At 70.1% G+C, this 24,073-nt stretch carries 28 protein-coding genes; 14 read left to right on the top strand and 14 right to left on the bottom strand.

Annotated elements, in window-relative coordinates:
* Positions 1-6 precede the first annotated feature (6 nt).
* The 3 genes from ACQRWP_RS09075 to ACQRWP_RS09065 are packed head-to-tail and all read right to left on the bottom strand — an operon-like array spanning position 7 to position 2,363.
* Positions 7-1,035 carry a HEAT repeat domain-containing protein gene (locus tag ACQRWP_RS09075; RefSeq protein ID WP_430501696.1) on the bottom strand — a complete coding sequence of 343 codons (1,029 nt, stop codon included), beginning with the start codon at positions 1,033-1,035 and terminating at the stop codon, positions 7-9.
* Positions 1,036-1,041: 6 nt separating this feature from the next.
* The gene (locus ACQRWP_RS09070; protein WP_430501695.1) at positions 1,042-1,710 is read right to left on the bottom strand and encodes a HEAT repeat domain-containing protein; all 669 of its coding nucleotides are present in this window, start codon (positions 1,708-1,710) and stop codon (positions 1,042-1,044) included.
* A 47-nt stretch (positions 1,711-1,757) separates the two neighbouring features.
* A complete protein-coding gene (locus ACQRWP_RS09065) occupies positions 1,758-2,363 on the bottom strand; it encodes a hypothetical protein (protein WP_430501694.1) in 606 nt (201 codons plus the stop codon).
* A 186-nt stretch (positions 2,364-2,549) separates the two neighbouring features.
* Between ACQRWP_RS09065 and ACQRWP_RS09060 the strand changes: the two genes are divergently transcribed.
* From ACQRWP_RS09060 to ACQRWP_RS09045, 4 genes are all read left to right on the top strand, one after another.
* On the top strand, positions 2,550-3,737 hold the full coding sequence (locus ACQRWP_RS09060; RefSeq protein ID WP_430501693.1) for a DUF418 domain-containing protein: 1,188 nt from the start codon (positions 2,550-2,552) through the stop codon (positions 3,735-3,737).
* Positions 3,738-3,746: 9 nt separating this feature from the next.
* Positions 3,747-4,847: a winged helix DNA-binding domain-containing protein gene (locus tag ACQRWP_RS09055; protein ID WP_430501692.1), complete on the top strand. Its 1,101-nt coding sequence runs from the start codon at positions 3,747-3,749 to the stop codon at positions 4,845-4,847.
* Positions 4,848-5,050: 203 nt separating this feature from the next.
* Positions 5,051-5,383 (top strand): hypothetical protein, encoded by a 333-nt coding sequence (locus ACQRWP_RS09050; protein WP_430501690.1) that lies wholly within the window; start codon positions 5,051-5,053, stop codon positions 5,381-5,383.
* 9 nt (positions 5,384-5,392) lie between these two features.
* The gene (locus tag ACQRWP_RS09045) at positions 5,393-5,686 is read left to right on the top strand and encodes a transposase (protein ID WP_430501689.1); all 294 of its coding nucleotides are present in this window, start codon (positions 5,393-5,395) and stop codon (positions 5,684-5,686) included.
* Positions 5,687-5,715: 29 nt separating this feature from the next.
* Here the strand turns inward: ACQRWP_RS09045 and ACQRWP_RS09040 are convergent, their stop codons facing one another.
* A complete protein-coding gene (locus ACQRWP_RS09040) occupies positions 5,716-6,987 on the bottom strand; it encodes an MFS transporter (protein WP_430501688.1) in 1,272 nt (423 codons plus the stop codon).
* A 196-nt stretch (positions 6,988-7,183) separates the two neighbouring features.
* Here ACQRWP_RS09040 and ACQRWP_RS09035 point away from each other — a divergent pair, with 196 nt between their 5' ends.
* Entirely contained in the window at positions 7,184-8,017 is an 834-nt protein-coding gene (locus tag ACQRWP_RS09035) for a DUF5937 family protein (protein WP_430501687.1), read from the top strand.
* A 60-nt stretch (positions 8,018-8,077) separates the two neighbouring features.
* Here ACQRWP_RS09035 and ACQRWP_RS09030 read toward each other — a convergent pair whose 3' ends face one another.
* Genes ACQRWP_RS09030 through ACQRWP_RS09015 form a run of 4 tightly spaced genes read right to left on the bottom strand, consistent with a single transcriptional unit; the run spans position 8,078 to position 10,435 of the window.
* Positions 8,078-8,521, bottom strand: a complete 444-nt coding sequence (locus ACQRWP_RS09030) for a DUF5990 family protein (RefSeq protein WP_430501686.1) — start codon at positions 8,519-8,521, stop codon at positions 8,078-8,080.
* A 14-nt stretch (positions 8,522-8,535) separates the two neighbouring features.
* Positions 8,536-9,186 (bottom strand): TMEM175 family protein, encoded by a 651-nt coding sequence (locus ACQRWP_RS09025; RefSeq protein WP_430501685.1) that lies wholly within the window; start codon positions 9,184-9,186, stop codon positions 8,536-8,538.
* Between the two features lie 8 nt (positions 9,187-9,194).
* Complete coding sequence (locus ACQRWP_RS09020; protein WP_430501684.1) at positions 9,195-9,977, bottom strand: MBL fold metallo-hydrolase; 783 nt, start codon at positions 9,975-9,977, stop codon at positions 9,195-9,197.
* A gap of 53 nt (positions 9,978-10,030) precedes the next feature.
* Complete coding sequence (locus ACQRWP_RS09015; protein ID WP_430501683.1) at positions 10,031-10,435, bottom strand: nuclear transport factor 2 family protein; 405 nt, start codon at positions 10,433-10,435, stop codon at positions 10,031-10,033.
* A gap of 67 nt (positions 10,436-10,502) precedes the next feature.
* On the opposite strand from ACQRWP_RS09015, the gene ACQRWP_RS09010 reads away from it, so the two are divergent.
* Positions 10,503-11,039 (top strand): TetR family transcriptional regulator, encoded by a 537-nt coding sequence (locus ACQRWP_RS09010; protein ID WP_430501682.1) that lies wholly within the window; start codon positions 10,503-10,505, stop codon positions 11,037-11,039.
* 32 nt (positions 11,040-11,071) lie between these two features.
* Here the strand turns inward: ACQRWP_RS09010 and ACQRWP_RS09005 are convergent, their stop codons facing one another.
* Entirely contained in the window at positions 11,072-11,542 is a 471-nt protein-coding gene (locus ACQRWP_RS09005; RefSeq protein WP_430501681.1) for a hypothetical protein, read from the bottom strand.
* 156 nt (positions 11,543-11,698) lie between these two features.
* On the opposite strand from ACQRWP_RS09005, the gene ACQRWP_RS09000 reads away from it, so the two are divergent.
* The 3 genes from ACQRWP_RS09000 (at position 11,699) to bla (ending at position 16,134) form a co-directional block, all read left to right on the top strand.
* A complete protein-coding gene (locus ACQRWP_RS09000) occupies positions 11,699-12,400 on the top strand; it encodes a DUF4396 domain-containing protein (RefSeq protein ID WP_430501679.1) in 702 nt (233 codons plus the stop codon).
* 170 nt (positions 12,401-12,570) lie between these two features.
* The gene (gene rph, locus ACQRWP_RS08995; RefSeq protein WP_430501678.1) at positions 12,571-15,186 is read left to right on the top strand and encodes a rifamycin-inactivating phosphotransferase; all 2,616 of its coding nucleotides are present in this window, start codon (positions 12,571-12,573) and stop codon (positions 15,184-15,186) included.
* Positions 15,187-15,213: 27 nt separating this feature from the next.
* Entirely contained in the window at positions 15,214-16,134 is a 921-nt protein-coding gene (bla, locus tag ACQRWP_RS08990; protein ID WP_430501677.1) for a class A beta-lactamase, read from the top strand.
* A gap of 11 nt (positions 16,135-16,145) precedes the next feature.
* On the opposite strand, the gene ACQRWP_RS08985 is transcribed toward bla, so the two are convergent.
* Positions 16,146-16,577: a winged helix-turn-helix transcriptional regulator gene (locus ACQRWP_RS08985; protein ID WP_430501676.1), complete on the bottom strand. Its 432-nt coding sequence runs from the start codon at positions 16,575-16,577 to the stop codon at positions 16,146-16,148.
* A 115-nt stretch (positions 16,578-16,692) separates the two neighbouring features.
* On the opposite strand from ACQRWP_RS08985, the gene ACQRWP_RS08980 reads away from it, so the two are divergent.
* Positions 16,693-17,412: a DsbA family oxidoreductase gene (locus tag ACQRWP_RS08980; RefSeq protein WP_410818433.1), complete on the top strand. Its 720-nt coding sequence runs from the start codon at positions 16,693-16,695 to the stop codon at positions 17,410-17,412.
* Positions 17,413-17,417: 5 nt separating this feature from the next.
* Here the strand turns inward: ACQRWP_RS08980 and ACQRWP_RS08975 are convergent, their stop codons facing one another.
* Both ACQRWP_RS08975 and ACQRWP_RS08970 read right to left on the bottom strand, forming a co-directional pair.
* Positions 17,418-17,984, bottom strand: a complete 567-nt coding sequence (locus ACQRWP_RS08975) for a dihydrofolate reductase family protein (RefSeq protein ID WP_430501675.1) — start codon at positions 17,982-17,984, stop codon at positions 17,418-17,420.
* 56 nt (positions 17,985-18,040) lie between these two features.
* Positions 18,041-18,538, bottom strand: coding sequence for a pyridoxamine 5'-phosphate oxidase family protein (locus ACQRWP_RS08970; RefSeq protein WP_430501674.1), 498 nt, complete (start codon positions 18,536-18,538; stop codon positions 18,041-18,043).
* 75 nt (positions 18,539-18,613) lie between these two features.
* On the opposite strand from ACQRWP_RS08970, the gene ACQRWP_RS08965 reads away from it, so the two are divergent.
* Positions 18,614-19,288: a winged helix-turn-helix transcriptional regulator gene (locus tag ACQRWP_RS08965; protein ID WP_430501673.1), complete on the top strand. Its 675-nt coding sequence runs from the start codon at positions 18,614-18,616 to the stop codon at positions 19,286-19,288.
* Between the two features lie 164 nt (positions 19,289-19,452).
* Here the strand turns inward: ACQRWP_RS08965 and ACQRWP_RS08960 are convergent, their stop codons facing one another.
* Positions 19,453-20,022, bottom strand: a complete 570-nt coding sequence (locus tag ACQRWP_RS08960; RefSeq protein WP_430501671.1) for a TetR/AcrR family transcriptional regulator — start codon at positions 20,020-20,022, stop codon at positions 19,453-19,455.
* A gap of 105 nt (positions 20,023-20,127) precedes the next feature.
* Between ACQRWP_RS08960 and ACQRWP_RS08955 the strand changes: the two genes are divergently transcribed.
* Both ACQRWP_RS08955 and ACQRWP_RS08950 read left to right on the top strand, forming a co-directional pair.
* On the top strand, positions 20,128-21,060 hold the full coding sequence (locus ACQRWP_RS08955; protein WP_430501670.1) for an NmrA/HSCARG family protein: 933 nt from the start codon (positions 20,128-20,130) through the stop codon (positions 21,058-21,060).
* A gap of 206 nt (positions 21,061-21,266) precedes the next feature.
* Entirely contained in the window at positions 21,267-22,328 is a 1,062-nt protein-coding gene (locus ACQRWP_RS08950) for a glycoside hydrolase family 43 protein (protein ID WP_430501669.1), read from the top strand.
* A 63-nt stretch (positions 22,329-22,391) separates the two neighbouring features.
* On the opposite strand, the gene ACQRWP_RS08945 is transcribed toward ACQRWP_RS08950, so the two are convergent.
* On the bottom strand, positions 22,392-23,306 hold the full coding sequence (locus tag ACQRWP_RS08945; RefSeq protein WP_430501667.1) for an SDR family NAD(P)-dependent oxidoreductase: 915 nt from the start codon (positions 23,304-23,306) through the stop codon (positions 22,392-22,394).
* A gap of 100 nt (positions 23,307-23,406) precedes the next feature.
* Between ACQRWP_RS08945 and ACQRWP_RS08940 the strand changes: the two genes are divergently transcribed.
* Positions 23,407-24,072, top strand: a complete 666-nt coding sequence (locus tag ACQRWP_RS08940; protein WP_430501666.1) for a TetR family transcriptional regulator — start codon at positions 23,407-23,409, stop codon at positions 24,070-24,072.
* The last annotated feature ends 1 nt before the right edge of the window (position 24,073 follow it).

Below are 24,073 nucleotides of genomic sequence, written 5' to 3'. Positions count from 1 at the left end.
TCTGGACTACTCCACAGTGTCTGGTCCTGATGAGGCCACGTCACGGAGCGCGAGGATGGAGGTCGCCGTCAGTGCGACGGCCCGGTCCTCGTCGCGCGACAGGTCAGTGAGGGCGCGTACGGCGGCACTCCCCGGGATGTCCGCCAACGCCTCGGTCAACCGCCGCCGTGCAGACGGTGCGACACCGCTCTGCCCGAGGCAGGCGACGAGCCGGTTCGCAATCTGCTCTGCCAACGCGGAATCGGCCGCCAGCAGGCTCAACGCGTCGGCGGCGTCGACGTCCTTGGTTTCCTTTACGACCATGTCGATCAACGTCGGAAGCGCGTCCGCCACTCCGCGCGCCCCGAGCGCCAGAGCCGCGTACCCGCGGACCACGAGGTCGGGGTGCGCGAGGGCATCCCGCAGCACGTCGGTCGCCGCAGCGTGCGGAATCTCGGCGACGGACTGGACGGCACGCTTGCGTACCTCGGCTTCTGGTGAGCCGAGGCCCTCGGCCAGCAGCGCCAACCCGCCGTCACCGGACTGCGCCAGCGCCCAGCGCAGGGCTCCGGCGACGTTCGGGTCCGACTCGCTCAGCACCGCCTCGACAAGTGCCTCCACGGGCACCGGACCCTCACCGACCGAGGACAGGGCGGCGCGCTGGCGGGCGCCCGCGCTCTCCGACCCCAGTGCCCGCAGGAGCGTGACGACCTGGAGGACGTCCTCCCAGTCGGCGGGGTCCGCGGCACCGATCCGGCGGAGTCGGGTGAGCAGCTCCATCTCGTCCGCGATGCGGAGTCGCGTCCGCCGGATGAGGTCGTTGACGAGTTCGGCCGGTGTGAAGCCGGGGTCGTCGAGCGCGCGGCGGACGTCGCGGAGCGACAGGCCCAACGACCGCAGGCTCTCGACGTGGAAGATCAGCCGGATGTCCTCGCTGGTGTACTCGCGATAGCCGGCACCGGTGCGACCAGTGGGCCGGATCAGCCCGAGCGCGTCGTAATGCCTGAGCATGCGGGCGCTGACCCCGGACCGTCGCGCGACCTCACCGATCAACACCTGGCGTCATCCCTTCTCGCCCGTCGGACCGAGGGCGACGACACGCTTCGCCGCCTCGATCGCGAACTCGAACCCGGCATCCGGATCCTGCATTAACCGTTGTGTGGCGACCGCGTGCGCGCGGACGCGCGGGTCGAGACCCGCCATCGCGGCGCGCAGGATCGGCATGATCACCTCGCCGAGCGCGATGAGCGCCCGGCTGAGGCTCAACTGCATCTCCCGCCCGCCCCGCCCGAACTGTGTCGACAACACCATGGCCAACTCGGGCTCCCCACCGGGGGGTACGAGCACAACCGCTGCGCGCCAGGCGCTTCGCGCCACCTCGTCGTCGGCGTCGGTCAGCAGCGCCCGGGTGATCGCCGGCCAGGCTCTCCGGTCCCCGATCTTGGACAGCGTGTGCAACGCCTGACTTCGGGCCTGCGCACGCTCCGAGCGGAGCTCATCGGTGAGCTTCGCGACGGTCAGTTCGGGTGGGTGGCGCAGGAGTGCCCAGGTGAGCATCTCGCGTACGGAGAACTCGGGCTCGACCGCGCAGCGCTCGATGAGCGTGTCGATGAGCTGCGGGTCAGGGGTCGTGCCGACCGTCAGTGCCGCGCGCAGCCGCACCGACGAGTCGCTGTTCTCCAGCCCGCGGAGAACCCTCATCGCGTTCATGTCCTGTTTCGGCGTGGTCATCGGAATCCCCCTTCCATCCCAGTGAAGACCTTGTCACTGTGTCAAGGTCAAAACGTCCTCACTGCTGCTCGGGGCAGACGGGTACGGCGGTAGTAGGACCAACCGGCCAGCGGCAACGCGACCGTCCAGGCCAACAGAATCGGGAGGCCGATCAGGACGCCGGTCGGGGTGAAGATGTCGTCCGCACTGGATTCCCTCAGGTCCATGGCGAACTGCCAGGGCAGGGTCGCCGAGTAGCCGATCATCAGGGCGGACCCCAGCACCGTTGGCGTCAGCGGCAACCACGGTGGCACCCGACGTCCGCGCAGCCACGGCACCCACCTAGGGAAGACCACGCCCCAGTCCTTGATGAGCCCCAGCGCCAGAACGCCTCCGAGCCCGGCGAGGACGCACAGGAGGCCCAGGTAGAACGCGCCGGCCGGCAGGCCCAGGAACCCGTCGACGGGGTGGTCCCCCACCCCGGGCCCGCGACCGTGGTACCACTCGCGGAACGGACCGGGATTGGCGAACAGCGGGATGCCGAGGATCCATGGCACGTGCAGCGGGATGAACCCCAGTACGGGGGCGATCCACGCCACGTGACCGGCTCGGCGGGCCCAGGGCGGCGGCGGTGGCGGGGCGGGCATTGTCTTCGTGCGTGGGGTTCGAGTCACGGCGTCGTCTCCATCAGCGGCGGGCGTTGGCACCTCTGAGATCACCGTGGCCGAACGGCGAGACGAGGGGATCGCCGCGCGGAGGGAATCGCCTCCCCCTGCCCGGGGATGGGGCCTTTTCGTCACGACAGCCCGTGTGACGAAAACACTTCACGGCAGCGGGCCACGCTCCGGAGGCTGGACACCATGAATGTGACAGGGCTCGACCGACCGGGCGACGGCCACCCACAGCCCTCGCCCGGGGACACCCTCGCCCGAATCACCGTCGTGGACGCACTGCGGGGAAGCGCGCTGCTGCTCATCCTGCTGGTGAACATCGCGTACTTCAGCTCCGGCTACGACTTCCACCTGGTCGACGATCCGACGCGCGGCACCGTCGACCTGCTGATCGCCGGCGCGGTGGAGCTGTTGTTCGCGATGAAGGCGTACCTGCTGTTCGCCTCCCTGTTCGGCTACAGCTTCACCCTGCAACTCGACTCCGCGGCTCGGCGCGGCGCGGCGTTCCGTCCGGCGTTCCTGCGCAGGCTCTCCGGGTTGTTCGTTCTCGGCGTGCTGCACGCGGTGCTGCTGTTCCACGGCGACATCCTCACCACGTACGCGCTGCTCGGTCTCGTGCTGCTCGCGGTCCGGCGGATCGAGCCCCGCACCGCGCTGATCACGGCGGCGTCCATCATCGGCGGCATCGCCGTGGCGGTCGGGATCGGCGCGGTCCTCGGTGCCACGCTGGTTTCGGACGAGGCCGCCGCGGTCAGCGCCGGTGCGCGTTCGACGCTGGCCCTGGGCGGTGGCCTCGGCGATGTCGTGCTGGAGCACCTGCGGTCGATGCCGGCGATGATCGGCGGGCTCGCCGTGCAGGGGCCCCTGGCGTTCGCGGCGTTCCTCGTCGGCCTCGCCGCCGGCAAGCACCGGCTTCTCGCCACCGTGCCCGCCCACGTGGACCTGCTGCGCCGGTGCGAACGGGTGGGGTATCCGATCGGTCTGGCCGGCGCCGTCGTGTTCGCGGTCGGTGGTTCTACGGCGAACCTGACCGGACTGATGGTCAGCATCGTCACCGCGCCGTTCCTGGCCGCCGCCTACGCCGCGACCCTGCTGCGCCTGTTCACGCGGCGACCGCGCGTCGCGGAGGCGTTCGCGCCCGCTGGCCGGATGGCCCTGACGAACTACCTGGCCCAGTCGCTCGTGTGCGTGCTCGTCTTCACCGGCGTCGGGTGGGGTCTGGTCGGCCGCACCTCGCCGGCACAGGCACTGCTGATCGCACTGGTGATCTTCGCGGTGCAGCTGGTGGCCAGCTCGTGGTGGCTGCGGCGGTTCCGCTACGGCCCCGTCGAATGGGCGCTGCGCGCCTGGACCCACCGGGAGCGCCGCCCCAACTAGGGTGCTGACATGGTCGATCGGCACCAGGTGATGAACTTCCGGGTCCGGGCCCAGCAGCTCGACCGGGACGAGGGCACGCTCGCCGACACCGCCGTCCTGGACCTCGGGGTGCAGAACACCGGTCCGGACGGCGGCCGGTGGGCACTGGCGGTGCGCGGGGTCGACGTGACCGCGTTGTCCGACACGGATCTGGTCCTGCTGTGGACCGTGCGGGGCGCGCCCCACCTCTATCGCCGGGCCGACGTTGCGAAGGTGGCGGCCGCCGTCGAACCCTTCTCCGAGGCCGACGCGGGCAAGCGCATCTACGACGCCGCGAAACCGTTGAAGGCCGCTGGCATCGACACCCTCGCGGCCCTGGACGAGATCGCCGACCGGATGCGGGCCATCGTCAGCACGCCGACGGTCAAGGGGGACGTTTCCGGCCGGCTGGCCACCATGCTGCCCGAGCCGTATCTGCGGTTCTGCCGGCCGTGCGACGCCACGCACCTCTACGAGATGCCGTTCCGGCTCGCCGCCGTGCGGGCCGGGCTGGAGTTGCAGCTCGACACCTCACCCCCGGTCTTGCGGCGCATCACCCGGTTCAGGAAGGCAGCCGCCGCAGGTGACCGCTTCGACCTCATCCGCGCGTATCTCCGCCTGCTCGGTCCGGCCACCCCGAAACAGGTGGCCGACTATCTCGACGCCCCGGTGAAGGACGTGAAGGCGCACTGGCCCGACGATGTGATCGAGGTGACGGTCGACCGCGAGGTGCGCTTCCTGCTGGCCGCCGACGAGGCGGTGCTGGAGTCGGCCGACGCGAGGGTCACCCGCCTGCTCGGCCCGTTCGACCTGTTCCTTCAGGCCAAGGACCGGACGACGCTCGTGCCGGACGCCGCCCACGCCAAGGAGCTGTGGCCGGTGTTGGGTCGCCCCGGCGCCGTCCTGGTCGACGGCGAGCTGGTCGGCACCTGGCGGCCCCGCAAGTCCGGCAGGACGTTCACGGTCGCCGTCCAGCCGTGGCACCGGCTGTCGGACGCCATGCGTAAGGCCATCACCGCGCAGGCCGAACACCTCGCCGCGTACCGCTCCGTCTCCCTCAGCGGCGTCGACTTCGGCAGCTACAGAGGTTGAAAGGCTGACGTGCGTCGGCGTGTCCGCGTGATCTGGGTCGATGGGTTCGGTAAGCCGGAGGTATGAGGTATCCGGCTGGTGGTGGCATGAACGCGGCAGCCCGGGTTCGGCGTGAGAAGGTCCGGATCCAGGCCGCGGCCATGTTCGAGAAGTCCGTACCGACTGCGTAGATCGCTTCTGAGCTGCGGGTTTCGGAGAAGTCGGTGCGTCTGCGGCGGCAGTGGACTGCCGGCGGAACGGAGGCTCTGGCGTCGGCCGGGCCTGGCGCCTGGATCTGCTTCCAGGACGAGGCAGGCCAGGTCCTGCGACCGCCGGTGGCCAAGACGTGGGCCCGGCGCGGGCACACGCCGGTGATCGAGGTCTCCGGCAAGGGCTCCGGCCGGGTGTCGATCGCCGGTCTGGTCTGCCTCAAGCCCGGACAGAAAGGCCGGCTGATGTGGCGAACCCGGCTGCACCGCAGCCGCAAAGGCGAACGCGGCAGCTTCAGCGAGGACGACTACATCGCCTTCCTCGACCAAGCCCACCAGTGCCTGTAGGCACCGATAGTGCTGATCTGGGACAACCTGAACACCCACGTCAGCCACCGCATGCACGCCCTGATCGCCGCCCGGCCGTGGCTGACCGTGATCCGGTTACCCGCCTACGCCCCGGACCTCAACCCCACCGAAGGCGTCTGGCGCTGGATGAAACGGGGCCTGACCAACACCGCCGCCCGCGGTGTCGACCACCTCGCTGAACTGGTCAAACGCCGGCTACGCGCTTGTCAGCAACAGACCGATCTCCTCGCCGGCTTCCTCGCCAGCACCGGCATGACCCTCGAACCCGAACCACCGAGATAGCTCGAACCTCGCCCTTTCGACCTCTGTAGTTAGTGGTCTGCTCCGTAAGCGAGACCGGCCGGGTGACCGGCAAGATTGTCCTCACCATCGGCGCGAGCTGACCTTTCCTCCGCGCTCAGCGCGAGTTGCGGCACCCGCCGACGAGCGCTCAGCGCCCGGGTTCCAGCGCCTGCAGCCAGGAACATGCTGCCGAGCAGCAGCCACCCCGGTGGCCCGAGTCCGACCGCCGCCGACGTGACGACGACCGGCGCCACAGCCAGGCCGATGCCCACTCCTGCCTGGCTGACGCCCTGGTAGGCGCCGGAGTTGGCCGGATCGGCCCACTCGAAGGCCAGTTCCCAGCCGCCGGCCTCGGAGACGATCTCGCCGAGACTGTGCGCCACGACCGCCGCCACCAGCAACGCGACGGCGAACCCGGTACCGCTCGGGTATCCGGCGGCCGCGTAGCAGAGGCAAGCCGCCAGCAGCAGGACCGTACCGTGAAAGACCGCCCGCCCGGCCGATGGCACGTCGCCGACCAACCGGGTCGACCAGACCTGGAGGATCGAGACCAAGCCGGTGTTCAGCAACAACAGCACCGCGACAGTCACGTCCGGCGCAGCGGTATGGCCGGTAACCCACAGCGGCATCCCGACGGTGAGCAGCAAGGCCTGCACACTCACCACGGCGTGCAACGCGGTCGCAGTCAGATACCGGCGATCGCCCAGCGGTGACGGGCCGCCTTCCGCCAGCCGGTCACCACCGCCCCCTACGAGAACGGGCAGAGCCCGCAGAGGCACAAGAGCGACCAACGTGAGTACGGCCGCCGCCAGCACCGCCGCCAGATAGGCGGATCGGCTACCCACCACCAGCGCCACGGCGGCCAATCCGGACCCAGCCGCGATGGACACGTTGTCCACGACCCGCAGCCAGGCCCGCACCCCCACCCGGGCCGGGCCAGTGAACGCTCGAGCCAGCAGCGCGACGTGCGCGGTCCGCTCCACGCTCTCAGCGCCGACCGCCACGCAGGCGACCAGCACGAACGTGCCGGCGTCGCGGGTCAGGCAGTACGCCGCGAGCGCACCACCTTGTGCCGTGGCCGCGACGATCAGCACCCGCCGCGGCCCGAACCGGTCGCAGAGCCGCCCGGACGCGAACGCCGTCACCACTCCCACGGCCCCGGCGATGGTGAGGCCCACCCCGACGGTTGCCGGGCTGATTCCGGCCACCGTGGTGAAAAACAGCACGCTGACGCTGAACATCACCCCCTTGGCTGTCGAGGTAGCCGCAGTGGCCCAGATCAAAACTCGTTTCAAAGGCACGGGCACAGTTCACCCGCCCCGGCCGGAGGACACGATTGATGTAGCGTTCTACTTCATGCCAGTGCGATACAGACTCGTCGGCCCTGACTTGGCGAGCGTCCGGTTCGCCGTCTCGCCCCTCAACGAACTGATTCTGTCGCTGCGAAGCTGGCGCGATCCGGGCCGCTTCCCGATCCACCTACCGTGGATCCGCCGCATGCAGCAAGCCCGCGACGCCCTCGACACCGAGATGCTGCTGGCCCTCATCGACGAGCGACTGTGGACCCCCGACTTCCTGACCCCGCAACCACGCTCACCGCTGACCCGCATCGAGGACGAACTCGCCACCATCGCGGCCACCCCACCCGACGTGGTCCGCCGAGACCTGCGCCTGCTCTACCGCGCCGACGAGCAAGTCCCCCCACCACTACGCGAGCCGGGCGCGCTCTCCCGCGTGGTCACCGCCCTGGCCGACTACTGGGACCGGTGCTTCGCCGCCCACTGGCCCCGGATGCGCGCCCTGCTGGAGGGCGACGTCACGCACCGCGGCCGCGAGATCGCCCAGCACGGCCTGGCCACGATGTTCGCCGGCCTGTCCGAACGGGTCACCATGACCGGTGACACCGTGGAGGTACACCTGCACTCCAATGTCCACTACACCCGCCCGACCCTGGGCGGCCTCACCCTGGTCCCCACCATGTGGACCCCCGCAGTGGCGGCCCCCATCTCCCCCGACCAGCCTCCGATGATCATCTATCTGGCCCGGGGTGCCGGCACCCTGTGGCAGCCCGAGCCCCTGCCCGCCCCGGGAGCCCTGGGAGCCCTGCTCGGCGCTCACCGAGCCGGCCTGCTCGTCCGCCTGGACACCCCCGCGTCTTCCACCGAACTCGCGACCCGTCTGGGCGTCACTACCACCGCGGTGAACCAGCACCTACGCGCTCTCCGCGCAGGCGGGCTCCTGGTCAGTGGCCGCCACGGCCGTTCGGTCCTCTACCGCCGCTCCGAGCTGGGCGACCGCCTCTTGGCTGGATCAGGGCATCCGGAGCGTTGATCCGACCGAGCGGCCGAAGTCGAACCTCGGCCTTTCAACCTCTGTAGCCGTCGACGACACTCACTCCACCGCCCAGGCGATGGCGGGCGGGGGCACCCGAGCGCAGATCGGCCCACCGGCGGCATCGGTCAACCCGACCCGGCCGACCAATGTCGCGTTGCCCTCGTGTGCGGCGCGCAGCAGCTCCGTCGGCACGTCGGTGAACATCAACTTCGCTCGTCGGAACATCGCGAAGCCGTCCTGGGACACCGCGCCCCAGCTCAGATAGAGAAACCGCGCCCCGGGGCGGCCGTGCACCCAGGGACCGCCGACGTCGAGCGTTCCGTCGATCTCGCGGCTGGACACCTCGAAGGACCAGGTGGCGCTGGCCGCGTCGGCCGGCACCTGATCGACCACCTCGGCCTTGCGCTGAACCCCGACGTGCACGTTGCCCCGCCGCAGCGCGTCGGCCTCCGCACCGGGACGCTGACCCGGGAAATCGGTGCCGTCGATCCTGATCCGCATGGCACCGACTCTAATTAGTCAGCCGGTTGCTCGGCGGTGTCGCCCTCGCCGTACTCGCCGCGGATGGGCAGGTAGTAGGCGGGCAGGAACGCGGCGATGATGACGACGCCGGCGATCGGCACGAACGCGCCGACGAGGATGCCGGAGCCGATCCAGAGCAGCGCGAGCGCGAACCGGCGGCCGATGGCCCGCGCACCGAAGGGACCGAGGCCGGGGTCCAGCAGTTTGGCCCGGCGCAGGTGCGCCCACACGACGTTGAAGAGGGCCGCCGCTGTCCACAGCGTGCCGCCATAGACGACAACCGACGCGCGCAGCCCCTGCTCCGCACGCAACGCGTCGGCGAGCAGCGACGTGGAAAACGGCAGGAACGCGATGACCATCAGGAGCAATGTGTTGAGGAACAGGACCCACCGGTCGACGTGCCGGACGCGGTCGAACATGACGTGGTGATTCACCCACACCTGCCCGATGAGCAGGAAGCTCAGCGTGTACGCCAGATACGAGGGCCACAGTGCACCGAGCCCCTGGACGAGGCGCCCGAAGTCGTGGGGCGGTTGGATCTCCAGCACGAGAAGCGTCACGGCGATCGCGAAGACACCGTCGCTGAAGGCCAGCAGGCGGCCCGGGCTACGGGTAAGCCGCGACGTTTCCCTTTTGGGAGGCACATCGCGAATTATGCTATATGTCGGCTTTCATTATCGGCAACGTTGACGGCCGCCTTCCGCAGGTAGGTCTCGGCCAACTGGCGAAGGCGCGTCCTGTCGAAGCTGTCCCCGTGACCGGGATGGACGACGGACACGTCGAGGTCGACGAGAAACTCCATGCTTCGCCGGTACGCGGCCACGTCGGAGTTCGGCAGATTGTCGATCAGGGCGCCCTCGTAGATGATGTCGCCGGAGTACAGGGTCCCGGTGCGCTCCTCCAACAGGGCGATGCTCCCCGGCGTGTGGCCGGGAAGGTGCAGCACGGTCAGCACCCGCCCGCCCAGGTCGACCCGGTCGCCGTCGTCGAGCAGGCGGTTCAGGGTCACGGGCGCGACGCGGTAGGCAGCCGGGTCGTACCCGGGATCGGGCAGGACGTCGATCATGAGCTCCGGGACGGCCTCCCCGGCGGCGTCGATGCCCAGCTTGTCGAAGAGTTCCGCGCCGTACAGGCTCGCCGGTACGCCGGCCGCCAGGATCCCGGCCTCGGCCGGGTGGGCGGCCCGGTCCCCGAACTCCGACGCCCCACCAACGTGATCCAGGTGCGCGTGGGTGAGCACGACCATCGGATCGCGCTCGAACAGGCCCGGAATCGCCTGCCGCACGGCGACGACACCGAGCCCGGCGTCGATCACGATGTCCCGATCGTCGCCCCGCAACCACCAGAAGTTCGCCGACAGCAGTTCGTTGACATGCGGCTCCGAGATCCGAACGACGTCGCCGTCCACTTCGGCCCGCGTATACCAGTCGACCATGCTCGAAGTGTGCCAGCGCGGCGCGCGCAGGGCCGCCCGATCGTGATCCAGACCTATGCCTGACCGACGGCCTGAGCGATGGCGAGGGTGTGCTGATACTCGCGCCAGTGGACCAGTTTGCCCTCCCGGGTCCGCAGCACCCCGATAAACGGCGCCGAGGCGGTCACCCCGGTCGCCGTGTGGGTGCCGACCAGTTCGTATTCGACCACGATCACCTCGGGGTCGGCGGTCTCGTGCAGGACCACGTTGCGGCAGTCGTCGAACCGGACCGGGAACATCACCCGGCCCGCCTGCGTGTACTCAAGGACCCGTTGCTTCCCTTCAATACGCGCAGGGCGGCCGGGTACGGCGAACGGTGTCTCGATCACCACGTCGTCTGCGAGCGAGTCGGCCTCGTAGGTGGGCAGGTTCGCGAGCCACCGGGCGCGCATGCTGTCGAAGATCTCGCTTGGCGTCATGTCGCCCTCCTGGATAATGAGTCATGACTCGACTTACACGACCGAGAATAATGAGTGGAGACTCACTTTGGTAGAAGGGCTTCCGCTGCGTGCCGATGCGCAGCGCAACCGGGCGCGCATCCTGGACGCCGCCGATGCGGTCTTCGCCGAGTTCGGCACCCGCGCCTCAACCGAGGAGGTGGCACGGAGGGCCGGCGTTGCCATCGGCACGGTCTTTCGGCACTTCCCCACCAAGGACGACCTGCTCGCCGCGATCATGAAGCGACTGCTCGCGCAGCTCGTCGAGGAGGCCGGGAAATCTGACCTCTTCGCGTTCTTCACACACCTGGTGGCGCAGGCCGCAGCGAAGAAGACCGTCGTCGACCTGCTCGCCGGGTCCGGGATGGACATCCGGCTTCCGGACGCGGTAGGTCACCTGGAGGAGGCGGTGGGCAGGCTGCTGGAACAGGCGCGGGCCGCCGGAGCCGTCGCCGACTCGGTACGGCTACCCGAGGCGATGGCGCTCCTTGCCAGCCTGTGCCAGGGGGCCCTGCACGGTGGGTGGGACCAGCAGTTGCAAGCCCGCACGCTCGCGGTCATCTTCGCCGGTCTGAGGCGCGACTGACCGCGGCGGACGGGTCCTGGTGCGGACGAGGGCTAGGTGATCATGAAGAGGCGGTCAGCGGGGTCCACGACCGCAGCCAGCACCGCGCCCGGCACGAGCGCCGGGTCGTCCGCGCGGATCGTGTCCGCCTCGAAGGTGGCGAACCCCGGCCCGCTGATGCGCAGGTGGAGTTCCAGCCCGGGATTCTCGCCGTCCAGGTGGTTCGCCACCTGAAGAACCTCCGCTGTCGCGGCGACGCCAGCCGCGGCCAGCTGACGCGAGTCGCGGCGCGAGCGGCCCACCACCCGCCAGCCGAAGACGCCGAACCCGACACCGATGGCTGTCGCCAGGACGCCACCGACCAGCAGACCCCAGAAGTCGCTGGACGATCGCGGTGGGTCCAGCGTCACGGCGGCGACGAGCAGGACCGGTCCGGGTAGGCAGATGGCCAGGAACACGAACCGGCTGAGTAGCGCGCCGATCGGACCGACACGCGCTTCGGCTTCGCGAGGGGCACTCGTCACCCTCGCACCGTAGTGCAGCGGCCTGCTGGTCCACTCCACCGTCCAGGCGAGGCCAGGGAGGGTGAATCCGTCCGCGCCGACAGGCGGGAACGCCCGATCCGCCGACCCGCACGAGTACGACATGAAAGACTCGCCCGGCTGGCGGAAGGGGCGGGGATGCAACCTACCTGGCTCGTAGCGCTCTCCTGGGCTTCGCTCGCGGTCGGCATCGTCAGCTTCGCGGTCGTCCTGGCCGACACCTATCTGCGCGGACACCGTCAGCCGGTCCGGGTCATGGAGATCGTCTGGCTGGTGACCGTCCTCTACATCGGCCCGGCCGCCGTCCGCCTCTACTGGAACTGGGGCAGGCCCGAGGCGTTCTCTCGACGGCGGCAGGAGGGTCAACCGCGACGGCCCCGCCGGGGCATCGTCGTCACCCACGTGTCCCGCTGCGGCGCCCACTGCGCTCTCGGCTTCATCGTCGCCGAGGTCGCCCTCTACGCAGTGAGATTCGATCCGGCCGAGGACCCGCTGTGGGTCGACTACGCCGGCGACTACCTGATGGCGGTGACGATCGCCGTGCTCTTCCGGTACTTCGCCGGGCCGGGTCGCAGCCTGACCAAGGTCTGGCACGCGCTGTCCAACGTCGGCAGGATCGAGCTGCTGACCATCACCGCGTTCGAGGTGGCGCTGTTCGCGTGGTTGACCCTCGCGCATCGTGTGGTCTTGCCGGAGCCACCCCTGCGACCCGACAGCCCCACGTTCTGGTTCGCCGGTCAGCTCGGGCTGATAGCCGGGTTCATCGCGGCCTGGCCGACGGCCTCCTGGCAGCTCGGCCGGGGGCTGAGTATCGAGCCGCGCCGACTCCCCTACGACTGAGCGGGCCCGGCAACCCCGACAAAAAGCAAGCGGCAAGGAGATCACTCTCCCTGCCACTTCTAACGTATACCGCACCTGGGGGCTTGCGGCAAGACCCCGGTCGTGGCGCAGAATCGGCGGCCGGACCAGCACAAACGAGGTAACGGGGGCGCGACGTGGGTGTGTTGTCGATGGACGGGGACCGCGGCGACCAGGCACCGCTGTTGGATCTTCGAGGGGTCGACGAGACGCAGGTGTCGGTCGTCGGCGGCAAGGCCGCGCACCTGGGCGCGCTGTCCCGGATCGCCGGCATCCGGGTGCCGGCCGGGTTCTGCGTGACGACGGCCGCCTTCCGGCGGATCATGGCGCAGGCGCCGTCGATCGACGATCGGCTCGATCAGCTGTCGCGCCTGAGCCCGGACGACCGGGAGGCGATTCGCACGCTCAGCGCGGAGATCCGCCGCAGCGTCGAGGAGACCGCGATCCCGGGCGATCTGGCGGCCGCGATCACCGGCGCGCTCGCCCGGATCGGCGAGCAGACCGCCTACGCCGTGCGGTCCAGCGCGACGGCGGAGGACACGCCCACCGCGTCCTTCGCCGGCCAGCAGGACACCTACCTGAACGTGGTGGGGCCGGAGGCGATCCTGCGGCACGTCAGCCGGTGCTGGGCATCGCTGTTCACCGAGCGGGCCGTCATCTACCGCCTGCGCAACGGCATCGACCACCGCACCGTCCAGATGGCTGTCGTCGTACAGCAGATGGTTTTTCCGGATGCCTCCGGCATCCTGTTCACGGCGGCCCCGGTGACGGGCAACCGCAAGGTCGCGACCGTGGACGCCAGCTTCGGCCTCGGCGAAGCCCTGGTGTCCGGCCTGGTGAACCCGGACGTCTTCACGGTGCGCGATGGCGAGGTCGTCGCCGGCACGGTCGCCGCGAAAGAGCGTGCCGTCGCCGCCCTGCCGGGCGGCGGGACGCGGGAAGTGGCAATCGACAGGCAGCGGCAGGAGCAGCCGGCGCTGACGCAGGCGCAGGTGGTGCGGCTCGTCCGGCTCGGGCGACGGATCGAGGCGCACTTCGGCCGCCCGCAGGACATCGAGTGGTGCCTGGCCGACGACGACTTCCAGATCGTGCAGAGCCGGCCGATCACCACGCTGTTCCCCATCCCGGCGGCCGATGACCAGGAGAACCACGTCTACCTCTCGGTCGGTCACCAGCAGATGATGACCGACGCCATGCGGCCGCTGGGGCTCTCCATGTGGCAGTTGACGGCCATGGCCCCGATGCTGACGGCCGGCGGGAGGTTGTTCGTCGACGCCACCCGGCTGCTGGCCTCCCCCGCCAGCCGCGCCGGCTTCCTCACGATGGCGGGGCGCGACGATCCGCTGATGCGGGACGCGCTGGAGACCCTCCTCGACCGCCGGGACTTCATTCCGACGCTGCCGGACGACGGCGGTCCCGGTAGGCCGACGACCGGCGGCGCGTCCACCTCGGTCGAGACCGACCCGGCCATCGTCACCGAGCTGATCGAGCGCAGCGACGCGTCCATCGCCGCCCTGCGACGCGACATCGCGACGGTGACCGGTCCGGCGCTGTTCGACTTCCTGCTGGAGGCCTTCCAGGAGCACAAGCGGGTCCTCGGCGATCCGCTGAACATGCGGGCGATCATGGCCGGCATGGAGGCCACCTGGTGGCTCAACGACCGGTTACACGAGTGGCTGGGCGAGAAGAACGCCGCGGACACCCTCACCCTGTCCGCCCCCGGCAACGTCACGTCGGAGATGGGGCTGGCGCTGCTCGACGTCGCCGACGTCATCCGTCCCTATCCGGAGGTGGTGGCGTTCCTCCAGGACGTCGCGCACGACGACTTCCTCGACGAGCTACCGAAGGTAGCGGGCGGGGCCGAGGCGCGCGCCGCCATCGAGGCGTACCTCGACCGTTACGGCATGCGCTGCGTCGGCGAGATCGACATCACCAGGCCGCGGTGGAGCGAACGCCCCGGCACGCTCGTGCCCGTGCTCCTCGACAACGTCAAGCTCTTCGAGCCGGGCGCGGCCCGGCGGCGCTTCGAGCAGGGCGGGCAGCAGGCGCGGCAGCAGGCGCAGGAGGTGTTGACACGCCTGCGGGCGCTGCCGGACGGGCAGCAGAAGGCCGACGAGACGGCGCGGATGATCGACCGGGTGCGGGCGTTCATCGGCTATCGGGAGTACCCGAAGTACGACATCATCAGCCGCTACTTCATTTACAAGCAGGCGCTGCTGGCAGAGGCCGAGCGCCTGGTGCGGGCCGGCGTGCTCACCGAGACCGAAGACGTCTTCTACCTCACGTTCCAGGAGTTCCACGAGGTCGCGCGCTCGCACCGGGTGGACGACGAGCTGATCCGGCAGCGCCGGGACGAGTTCCGGTCGTACCAGGCGCTCACCCCGCCCCGGGTGCTGACCTCCGACGGCGAGGTCATCACCGGGGCGTACCGACGCGACGACGTGCCGGCCGGCGCCCTGGCCGGTGTGCCGGTGTCCGCCGGGACGGTCGAGGGACGCGCCCGCGTCATCCTGGACATGTCTCAGGCCGACCTCGAAGCGGGTGACATCCTCGTCACGGCCCACACGGACCCGAGCTGGACGCCCCTGTTCGTCGGCATCGCCGGCCTGGTGACGGAGGTCGGCGGGTTGATGACGCACGGCGCGGTGATCGCGAGGGAGTATGGCCTGCCGGCTGTCGTCAGCGTGCTCGACGCCACCCGGCTGATTCGCGACGGGCAACGGATCCGCGTGCACGGCAGTGACGGGTACGTCGAGATCCTGCCCTGACCGACGGCACCCTCAGGAGGAACGACGATGGCGGTTTCGGTCCGACGGCTGGCGATCGTGGTGGCCACGGCGTCGACAGTGGTGTCGTTGGCGGGGTGCAGCAGCGGCGGCGACGCCACCGAGGCGCGGACGACGACGCCGAGCCCGGAGGCGACGCTCGCCCCGTCGCCGGCCGCCGATCAGGAGTTCCGGCGGCTGGAGGAGCAGTTCGGGGCGCGGCTGGGGATCTACGCCGTCGACACGGGCACCGGCCGCACTGTGGAGTACCGCACCGACGAGCGGTTCGCGTACGCCTCGACGTGGAAGGCCCTCGCTGCCGCCGAGGTGCTCGACGGCACCACCGACGCCCAGTTGAATCGAGTGGTGCGGTACTCGGCGCGGGACCTGGTGGCGCACTCCCCCGTCACCGAGAAGCACGTCGGCGAGGGCATGAGCCTGCGAGCCCTCGCCGATGCCGCCGTGCGCTACAGCGACAACACGGCCGGCAATCTGCTGCTGCGCCACCTCGGCGGGCCGGCGGGGTTCGAGTCGAAGCTGCGCGCGCTCGGCGACACGGTCACCGACGTCGCCCGCTACGAGACCGCGCTGAACGAGGGAACACCTGGCGACAAGCGGGACACCAGCACCGCGCGGGCCCTGGCCCGCGACCTCCGGGCGTACACCCTGGGGGAAGCTCTGGAACCGGCGGACCGTGACGTGCTGCGCGGCTGGCTGCGGGGCAACACCACGGGCGCGGCGCTGGTCCGCGCCGGGGTGCCGGCCGGCTGGGTGGTCGGGGACAAGACCGGGACCGGCGGGTACGGCACCCGCAACGACATCGCGGTGCTCTGGCCGCCCGACCGGGCACCGATCGTGCTCGCCGTGCTCTCCAGTCGTGACAAGAAGGACGCCACCCCCGACGACGCCGTCATCGCCCAGGCCACCCGGGTGCTCGTCGCCCAACTGTGAGCATGAGTCGGTCAGGTCGCGGCGCGGCTGTCGTACGCCGTCTGGTGGCGGCGGATCTCGGCGTGGTGGTCGGCGGACCAGGCCGCCAGGGCCAGGACGGTGGAGAGCAGTGACCTGCCCAGGTCGGTGAGGGCGTATTCGACGCGGGGTGGCACCTCGGGGTACGACGTCCGGGTGACGAGGCCGGTGCGCTGGAGGTGTTTCAGGGTCAGCGTGAGCATGCGCTGGGAGATGCCGGGGATCGCGTCGCCCAGGTCCGAGTAGCGGACGGGGCCGTCGGCGAGCGTGCCGATGATCAGCACGCTCCACTTGTCGCCGACGAGGTCCAGGACCTCCCGGATGAAGTCGGCGTCCTCGTCGTTCCAGTGCGCGCAGGGCCCCGGAGCGTCCCGGACGTTCCCCCGGACGTTGGTGCGCCTGCGCCGAAGATCTCCTGCGCTCATCCCCGCCACCCCTCCGCGTAGCCCGCGCTACGCACATGAATGTACCTTTTGTGGCCCTCCGATTCTGATGCATCATGGCGCTACGAACAAGAAGTGAGAATCAGTGAGGAGCATCATGAAGATCGAGTTCTGGTCGGACATCGTCTGCCCGTACTGCGGGCTGATGGACCACCGGCTCCACCAGGCCCTGGACCGACTCCCGTACGGCGATCAGGTCCAGGTGATCCACCGGTCGTTCCAGCTACATCCCGACCTGCCCCGCGCGGGCGTCAGCCAACGGGAGCTGATCACGATGGCGGGGGCTCCCGCGACGACCGTCGAGCGGGTCCTGCGGCCCATCGAGCAGGCGGCCGAGGCGGAGGGTTTGACGCCCTACCACGCTGTGGACCGCACGCTCGGGCCGACGGACTTCGCTCACGAACTGCTCGCGTACGCGACCGATCAGGGTCGCGGCGCCGAGATCTGGACGGCGATGTTCCGCGTGCACTTCGGGCAGGCCCGCAAGCTGTGGACCGTCGAGGAGGTCCTCGACTTCGCCGCCGAGGTGGGTCTGGACCGCGCCGGGGCCGCCGACGCCCTGCGAAGCCGCCGCTACCGGGCCCGCGTGGCGGCCGACCAGCGCGAGGCACAGCGCCTCGGGGCACGCGGCGCGCCGTTCCTCGTCTTCGACGGCCGCTTCGCCGTTCCCGGGGCGATCGGCCTCGACGACCTGCTCGCGGTCATCGACAAGGCGTGGGCCGAGAGCCACCCGACGCCGCAGCCGCTGCCGGTTGTCGGTGCGGCCGAGGGCATGTGCGCCCCGGACGGGTGCGTGGTGCCCGACCGCACCACCTGAGCCCGTCAGGCGGGGTGGTACTTCAGCAGGACGACACCGGAGGCGAAGGGTTCGGCGGACACCAGCTCCAGTCGCGTCGGCGGCTGACCACCGTCGAACAGCGCCCTACCTCGGCGAAGGAACACGGGATGCACCAGGAGGTGCAGCTCGTCGACGAGCTGGAGATCGGCGAGGGACCGGATCACTGTGAGACTGCCGTAGACCACGATGTCGCCGCCAGGCTCACGCTTGAGTTCGGTGATCTCGTCGGGGTCGAGGTGGGTGAGCCGCCGGGTGTTCGTCCAGGTCGCGGTGTTTCCCGATGCGGAGACGACGATCTTCTCCAGCGCGTCGAGGCGTTGGGCATATCCCCGTACGTCGTCCGGCTGGTCGGGGTTCTGGGCGGTCGACGGCCAGTGGCCGGCGAAGTCGGCGTGCGTGATCCGGCCCAGCATCAGGCTGCCGGCGTTGTCCACCAGGGCCCGCTCGTATTTCTGCAGGTGGTCGTCGACCAGCAGCCAGTCCATCTCGTCGTCGGGGCCGGCGACGAATCCATCCAAGGTGGTCCACATCGACACGACAATCTTGCGCAACGTCGTCCTCCCTCATGGTGCGGCGAGCCCGGGGATCCGGGTCCTCGGGGTGCTGGTTACTGGCCGCCGCCGAGCGCGGCTCGGACGGGTTGCGGTGTGCGAGCCGGGAAGCGCTCCTGGAAATCGACGACGCCGACCCAGGTGGGGCGTAGGCCGATCCGGACCATTCGCAGGCCCGGCTGATCTATCGCGGCCAGGTAGCCGTTGCCCATCTCGTTGCCCATCCCCGCGCGCTGGATGGTGGCGTACTCCGGCAGGACGCCCGCGACCTCGATCAGGGTGACCTTGCCGCGCAGCATGAGCACCTCCGGAAGTCCGTCGGCGGTGTCGATGCAGACCGCCACGTCCGGCCGGGCGCTCAGGTCACGGATCTTGTACGTCCCGGCGAACGCGCCGACGACCAGTTCCTCGCCGGTCCACAGGAAGTTCACCGGGATCAGCCGCGGCGTGCCGTCCCTGCTGGTGTAGGCGAGGCGTGCCACCAGGGACGCGGCGAGCAGACGCCGGGCCAACGGGGTGTCCAGCAGCTTCACGTCACCTTGCGGCAGGCTCATGTAAGCCACGCTAGGGGTCCAACTCCTAAAGAACAAGTGATACTCCTGAATTAGGATCCAGGTAGGGTGGACGCCATGAGCGGCATGCGTAGTTACGGAGATCCGTGCGGTGTCGCGCGTGGACTGGACATCATCGGCGAGCGGTGGGCGCTGCTGGTGGTTCGCGACCTCCTGCTCGGCCCCCGGCGGTTCAACGACCTGCTCGGCGGCCTACCCGGCGTGAGTCCCAACGTGCTGAGCCAGCGGTTGCGCCAGTTGACCGAGCACGGCGTGGTGCACCGGCGCGACCTGGGCCCGCCGACGCGGGTCCACCTCTACGAGCTGACCGAATGGGGCCGCGCCCTGGAGCCGATCCTCCTTCAGTTCGGGCGCTGGGGAAGCCAGTCCCCCCGACTCCCCGACGGCCCCCTCGGCGTCGACTCCCTGCTGCTCAGCATCAAGGCGGCGTTCGACCCGGCGCGAGGCCCGGCACTCGCCGGCAGCTACGCGTTCCACATCGACTCCGACACGTACCTCGCCGACGTCGCCGGCGAGACGGTGCAGCTCCGGCGTGGCACCGCGTCCGACCCCGACGCGGCCCTCACCACCGACATCGACACCCTCCGGGCCGTCTGCGGCCAGGAGATCACCATGGACGCGGCACTGGAGTCGGGTGCGCTGCGGTTGAGCGGCGACGAGGACGCCAGACGGCGCCTCACCGATCTGCTCCTGGCCCCGTTCACCCCCGCACCCCGGCCCGCCACGCCCTGACGCCCACCACCCACCCGCCCGCCCCGCCGGCCGGCCAGCCCTGGCCGTGGTCGATCATGGAGTTGTGGTGGGCCGCAAAAGCCGCGATGCATCCCCAAGCCGGCACCACAACTCCATGATCAGCCAGGGGCAGGGTCGGGGTCGGGGTCGGGGGGCAGGCGCGCTTACCCTGCCCGTGGGCTGATTCCCGCTACCGCCAGGTCGAGCAGTCGGGTCGCGGCGGCGGCGGGATCCGGTTGGTGCTCGGTTGCCAGGGCGATGCCGGTGATCAGCGCGAGCAGATCGGCGATGGTCACGTCTGGTGCCACCGCGCCGCCCTGCACGGCGCGACGGACGAGTGGGTCGCCCGCCTCGGTGAGCTGCGCGGAGGCGCAGTGCTCGTGCGCCTCGGTGGGGTTGGCCGTGCAGTCGCGGGTCAGCGCGATGGCCAGGCCCCTGATGGTGGCGACGTTCCCGTTGACTGCGGCGAGCCAGTCCAGCAGCGCGGCCCGCGCGTCGGCGGCGTCGGACAGTTCGCGGGCGCGGGCACCGAGGTTCTCGATCACGCCACGGAAGACGGCGTCCAGCAGCGCGTGGCGGCTGGGGAAGTGTCGGCGCACGGTGCCCGAGCCGACTCCGGCGATGCGGGCGATCTGCTCCAGGGACGCGTCGGCGCCGTGCGCGGCGATCTCCTGTTCGGCCACGGCCAGCAGGCGCGCGTAGTTGCGCCGGGCATCCGCTCGCTGGCCGGACATGGCGTCACCTCACGGGTTGCTAAGTGGCGGGGTCCGCCGTATCTTAGCGAAGCATAAACGGCGGGCCCCGCCGCTTATGCTTCGCCCCGTGACAGGAGACCCCTCATGCCCACCGAATCCGCACCCGTCCTGGTCACCGGCGCCACGGGAAGGCAGGGCGGCGCCACCGCTCGCGCCCTGCTCGCGGCCGGCGTACCCGTCCGGGCTCTGGTTCGTGATCCCGCAACCGACCGCGCGCGGGCCATCCAGGCCCTCGGGGCCGAACTGGTCACCGGCGACCTCGACGATCGCGACTCGCTGGTCCGGGCCGCGCACGGAGCACGGGCCGTCTTCTCGGTGCAGATGCCCGCGATGACTGGCAACAGCATCAACTTCGACGGCGAACTGGCGCAGGCCGTCAACCTGATCGAAGCCGCGCTGGCCGCCGAGGTGCCGCAGTTCGTGCACACGTCCGTGAGCGGGGCCGGCCAGCACACCGAGGCGCCCGGCTGGGCCGAAGGTCGGTGGGCGGCCATGGAGCCCTACTACACCACCAAGGCCGGAATCCAGGATCGTGTACGCGAGGCGGGCTTCCCGCACTGGACGCTCATCAAGCCGAGCTTCTTCATGGACAACTTCCTGCCCTCCGTGGCGTACCTGATCCCCCGTGGCGTCACGAACGGCCTGGCGACCGTCATCAAGCCCCAGACATCGCTCGCCCTCGTCGCGACCGACGACATCGGTCACGCGGCCGCCGCGGCCATCGCCGAACCCGATCGGTTCCACGGAGTCGAGCTGGAGCTGGCGAGCGACTACCTGACGATGACGGAGATTGCCGAGGCCCTCTCCGACGCTCTGGGCACCAAGCTGACCGCGCCGGACATGACCGAGGAGGAGGCGATCGCCGCAGGGATGCCGGAGTGGGCCGGCGTCTCCCACGAACAGAGGAATGTGGTCACGCAACCGGCCCGCCCGGAGTACGCGCGAGCCCTCGGCATCCCCCTCACGACCTTCGCGGAATGGACGCGCGAGGCTCTGCGCGAGTCGTCGCTGCGATAAGTGGCTGACGCCCCCCCAGCCCGAGGCTGGATCCCATCGTGGCCCGCAGGCGTGGAAGGGGCAGGTCTGGCAACCAACGCTGTGGCTCGTCGACTCCTGGCCTAATCTATGAGCGTCGATTCTTGTCGCCCTGGCCGCACGACTGGATCCGACCTGACCGGGGGCCGACCTCCGGCCAGCCCAGTTCGAGGAGAGGAATCCCGATCGTGAACGTCGGTAACCGAATCCTTCCCATCCTGTTGACCGTCGTGCTCGCCACCGGCCTGTCCCTGGTCGGCGCCGGGCCAGCGGCGGCAGGGCAGACCAGCCTGCGGGCCGCCGACCCGAGCGTGATCCGCGTCGGCGGCACCTACATCTCCGTACAGTCGCTCAACGGCGGGATCGCCGTCCGGCAGGCGGCCTCCCCCGACGCGCTGGCGGCCGCACCCGCGCGGCAGGTGTGGACGGACAGCCGCAACCTCGGTGAAGTCTGGGCCCCGGAGATCGTCACCGACGGTGGCCGCTACTACATCTACTTCTCGGCCGGGCGCGGCACCGCACACCGCATGTACGCGATCCACTCGGCGTCGCCGGCCAGCGGATACACGGCCGAGAGGCAGCTCGCGCTGCCCGACGGAAAGTGGGCCATCGACGGCAGCTTGTTCACCTTCAACGGGCAGCGGTGGTTCGTCTGGTCCGGCTGGGCCGGCGACACCAACATTGAACAGAACATCTACCTCAGCCGCATGAGCGACCCGCTCACCCCGACCGGCAGCCGGTACGTCATCTCCCAACCACGCGAGAGCTGGGAGCGCGTCGTCGGCAACCCGTTCATCAACGAGTCCCCCGAGGCGATCAGGGACCCCAACGGGCAGCTGCACATCGTCTACTCCGCCAACGGCAGTTGGAGCGACCAGTACTGCCTCGCCGACCTGCGACTGCGCGCCGGCGGCGACCCGACGTACGTGTGGGACTGGTACAAGTCGAACGGCTGCCTGTTCGGCTCGAACCGGGCCACCATGATGGTCGGCTGGGATCCCACCCTGCACGTCAACGGCCCCGGCCACCACAGCTTCGTGCTGCTCAACGGCGACATCGCCACCAGCCCACCCGCCGGGCCGAGGTTCCCACTGATGTACCACGGCGTGCCCAAGGGCACCGCGTACTCCTGGGCGAACCGGTACTGGTACACCGGCACCTTCTGCTGGTGGGGCAACACCACCTACCGCCGCGCCAACGTGCCCGGCCCGACGGCCGACACCGGGTTCAGCATCAAGTTCTTCGAGTGATCCAGCGAGCATCCTGGTCTTTTCGGGTCTGGTGAAGCCGGCGCGTCCCCGACTCGGGCACGATCACACAGTGGCGGCTACCTGGCCCACCGGGAACCGCACGCCGGTGAGGTCTTCCGAGACGGCCCAGAGGCGTTGCTGCACGCTCAGGTCGTAGGACTCGGGGCTGGACGTGACCAGCCTCGGGTAGCCGCGCGCCTCGGCCGCGCCGTCGGGGCCGTAGTACTGCCCGCCGAGGACGGACGGGTCGGTGGCGGCCCGCAGGGTGGGCAGCGCGCCCGCCGTCGCGGGCTGGGTGATCACGGGGGCGAGCCAGGTGAGCGGTCGGCGGACGACCGCCGGGGCGTTGCGGGCCAGTTCGGTGTTGGAGATGCCGGGGTGTGCGGCCACCGCGACGGTCGTGCCGTGCGCGGCGAGCCGGCGCTGCAACTCGTAGGTGAACATCAGGTTGGCGAGCTTCGACTGGCCGTAGGCGGCGACCCGGCCGTAGGACCGTTCCCATTGCAGGTCGTCGAAGTGGATGGCGGCGCGGATGCGGTGGCCGGTGCTGCTGACCGTGACCACCCGGGAGCCGGGCACGGGCAGCAGCAGGTCGAGCAGCAGGCCGGTGAGCGCGAAGTGGCCCAGGTGGTTGGTGCCGAACTGCATCTCGAAGCCGTCGCGGGTGGTCTGCCTCGGGGTGTACATCACGCCGGCGTTGTTGATCAGCAGGTCGATCCGCGGGTGCGTGGCGCGCAGGCCGGCCGCGGCGGCGCGTACCGATTCCAGCGACGTCAGATCCAGTTCCCGTACGGAGACGTCGCCGTTGATCCGGGCGGCGGCCAGCTTGCCCTTCTCTGTGTCACGCACGGCCAGCACGACCGACGCCCCGCGCTCGGCGAGGCGCCGGGCGGTCTCGAAGCCCAGCCCGGTGTTGGCGCCGGTGACCACGGCGACCCGGCCGTCCTGGCGCGGAATCTGCTGCTCGGTCCATTTCATCTCAGGCTCCTTAGGTACCGCCGGTAACTTATGCCAGAACGGTAAGGTACCGCCGGTACGTTGTCAAGGGACCGCCGGTACCTAAGCTAGGGTTGGCGACATGACGTTCCAGCGGGCGCGCAGCGAGGAGCAGCGCGAGGTCCGGCGCCGGGCCATCCTGGAGACCACCTCGGCGATGCTCGACGAGATGCCGGTGGCCGAGGTGACCCTGAACGAGCTGAGCCGGCGGGTCGGCCTGGCCAAGACTGCGGTGCTGCGCTATTTCGAGTCCCGCGAGGCGGTGCTGCTCGACCTGATGGACGACCGGACGACGACCTGGCTGGCCGAGCTGGACCAGGAACTGGCCCACGGTGTCGACCTGGGCCGGCCGGCGATGGAACGGGCGGAGCAGACGGCCGACGTGCTCAGCCGGTCGCTCGCCGCCCAGACGGTGCTCTGCGATCTCTTCGGCGCGCAGGGCGGGGTGCTCGAGCACAACGTCTCGGTCGAGGTGGTCCGCCGGCACAAGCGGGCCGCACTGGGCAACCTCGCGGTGATGGCCGGCCTCGTCCGGCGGCACCTGCCCGAGGTCGGTGACAACGCCGAGCTGTTCTGCCTGAACGCCTTGATCCTGGGTGGCGCGCTGTCCGCCTACACCTCGCCGCCGCCGAGCCTGCTCGCCGTCTACGAGTCCGAGCCGGCGCTCGCGGTCCACCATGTCGACCTACGGACAGCCCTGCGGCTCGCCATCATCACGTCGCTCGTGGGCATACTGCCGCGCTCCTGAT

Source organism: Micromonospora trifolii (assembly GCF_050516465.1).
Taxonomy (GTDB): Bacteria; Actinomycetota; Actinomycetes; order Mycobacteriales; family Micromonosporaceae; genus Micromonospora; species Micromonospora trifolii.
This window is presented reverse-complemented; position numbering and strand designations above follow the sequence as displayed.

Bases quoted from the DNA above. Each gene is read 5' to 3' on its own strand.
- ACQRWP_RS09035 (WP_430501687.1), top strand. From the start codon at position 7,184: ATGCAGCAAGCCCGCGACGCCCTCGACACCGAGATGCTGCTGGCCCTC.
- ACQRWP_RS08980 (WP_410818433.1), top strand. From the start codon at position 16,693: ATGAAGATCGAGTTCTGGTCGGACATCGTCTGCCCGTACTGCGGGCTG.
- ACQRWP_RS08965 (WP_430501673.1), top strand. From the start codon at position 18,614: ATGAGCGGCATGCGTAGTTACGGAGATCCGTGCGGTGTCGCGCGTGGA.
- ACQRWP_RS09015 (WP_430501683.1), bottom strand. From the start codon at position 10,435: ATGACGCCAAGCGAGATCTTCGACAGCATGCGCGCCCGGTGGCTCGCG.
- ACQRWP_RS09055 (WP_430501692.1), top strand. From the start codon at position 3,747: ATGGTCGATCGGCACCAGGTGATGAACTTCCGGGTCCGGGCCCAGCAG.
- ACQRWP_RS08985 (WP_430501676.1), bottom strand. From the start codon at position 16,577: ATGAGCGCAGGAGATCTTCGGCGCAGGCGCACCAACGTCCGGGGGAAC.
- ACQRWP_RS08970 (WP_430501674.1), bottom strand. From the start codon at position 18,538: ATGAGCCTGCCGCAAGGTGACGTGAAGCTGCTGGACACCCCGTTGGCC.
- ACQRWP_RS09030 (WP_430501686.1), bottom strand. From the start codon at position 8,521: ATGCGGATCAGGATCGACGGCACCGATTTCCCGGGTCAGCGTCCCGGT.
- ACQRWP_RS08940 (WP_430501666.1), top strand. From the start codon at position 23,407: ATGACGTTCCAGCGGGCGCGCAGCGAGGAGCAGCGCGAGGTCCGGCGC.
- rph (WP_430501678.1), top strand. From the start codon at position 12,571: ATGGACGGGGACCGCGGCGACCAGGCACCGCTGTTGGATCTTCGAGGG.
- ACQRWP_RS09070 (WP_430501695.1), bottom strand. From the start codon at position 1,710: ATGACCACGCCGAAACAGGACATGAACGCGATGAGGGTTCTCCGCGGG.
- ACQRWP_RS09020 (WP_430501684.1), bottom strand. From the start codon at position 9,977: ATGGTCGACTGGTATACGCGGGCCGAAGTGGACGGCGACGTCGTTCGG.
- ACQRWP_RS08945 (WP_430501667.1), bottom strand. From the start codon at position 23,306: ATGAAATGGACCGAGCAGCAGATTCCGCGCCAGGACGGCCGGGTCGCC.
- ACQRWP_RS09000 (WP_430501679.1), top strand. From the start codon at position 11,699: ATGCAACCTACCTGGCTCGTAGCGCTCTCCTGGGCTTCGCTCGCGGTC.
- ACQRWP_RS08955 (WP_430501670.1), top strand. From the start codon at position 20,128: ATGCCCACCGAATCCGCACCCGTCCTGGTCACCGGCGCCACGGGAAGG.
- ACQRWP_RS09060 (WP_430501693.1), top strand. From the start codon at position 2,550: ATGAATGTGACAGGGCTCGACCGACCGGGCGACGGCCACCCACAGCCC.
- ACQRWP_RS08960 (WP_430501671.1), bottom strand. From the start codon at position 20,022: ATGTCCGGCCAGCGAGCGGATGCCCGGCGCAACTACGCGCGCCTGCTG.
- bla (WP_430501677.1), top strand. From the start codon at position 15,214: ATGGCGGTTTCGGTCCGACGGCTGGCGATCGTGGTGGCCACGGCGTCG.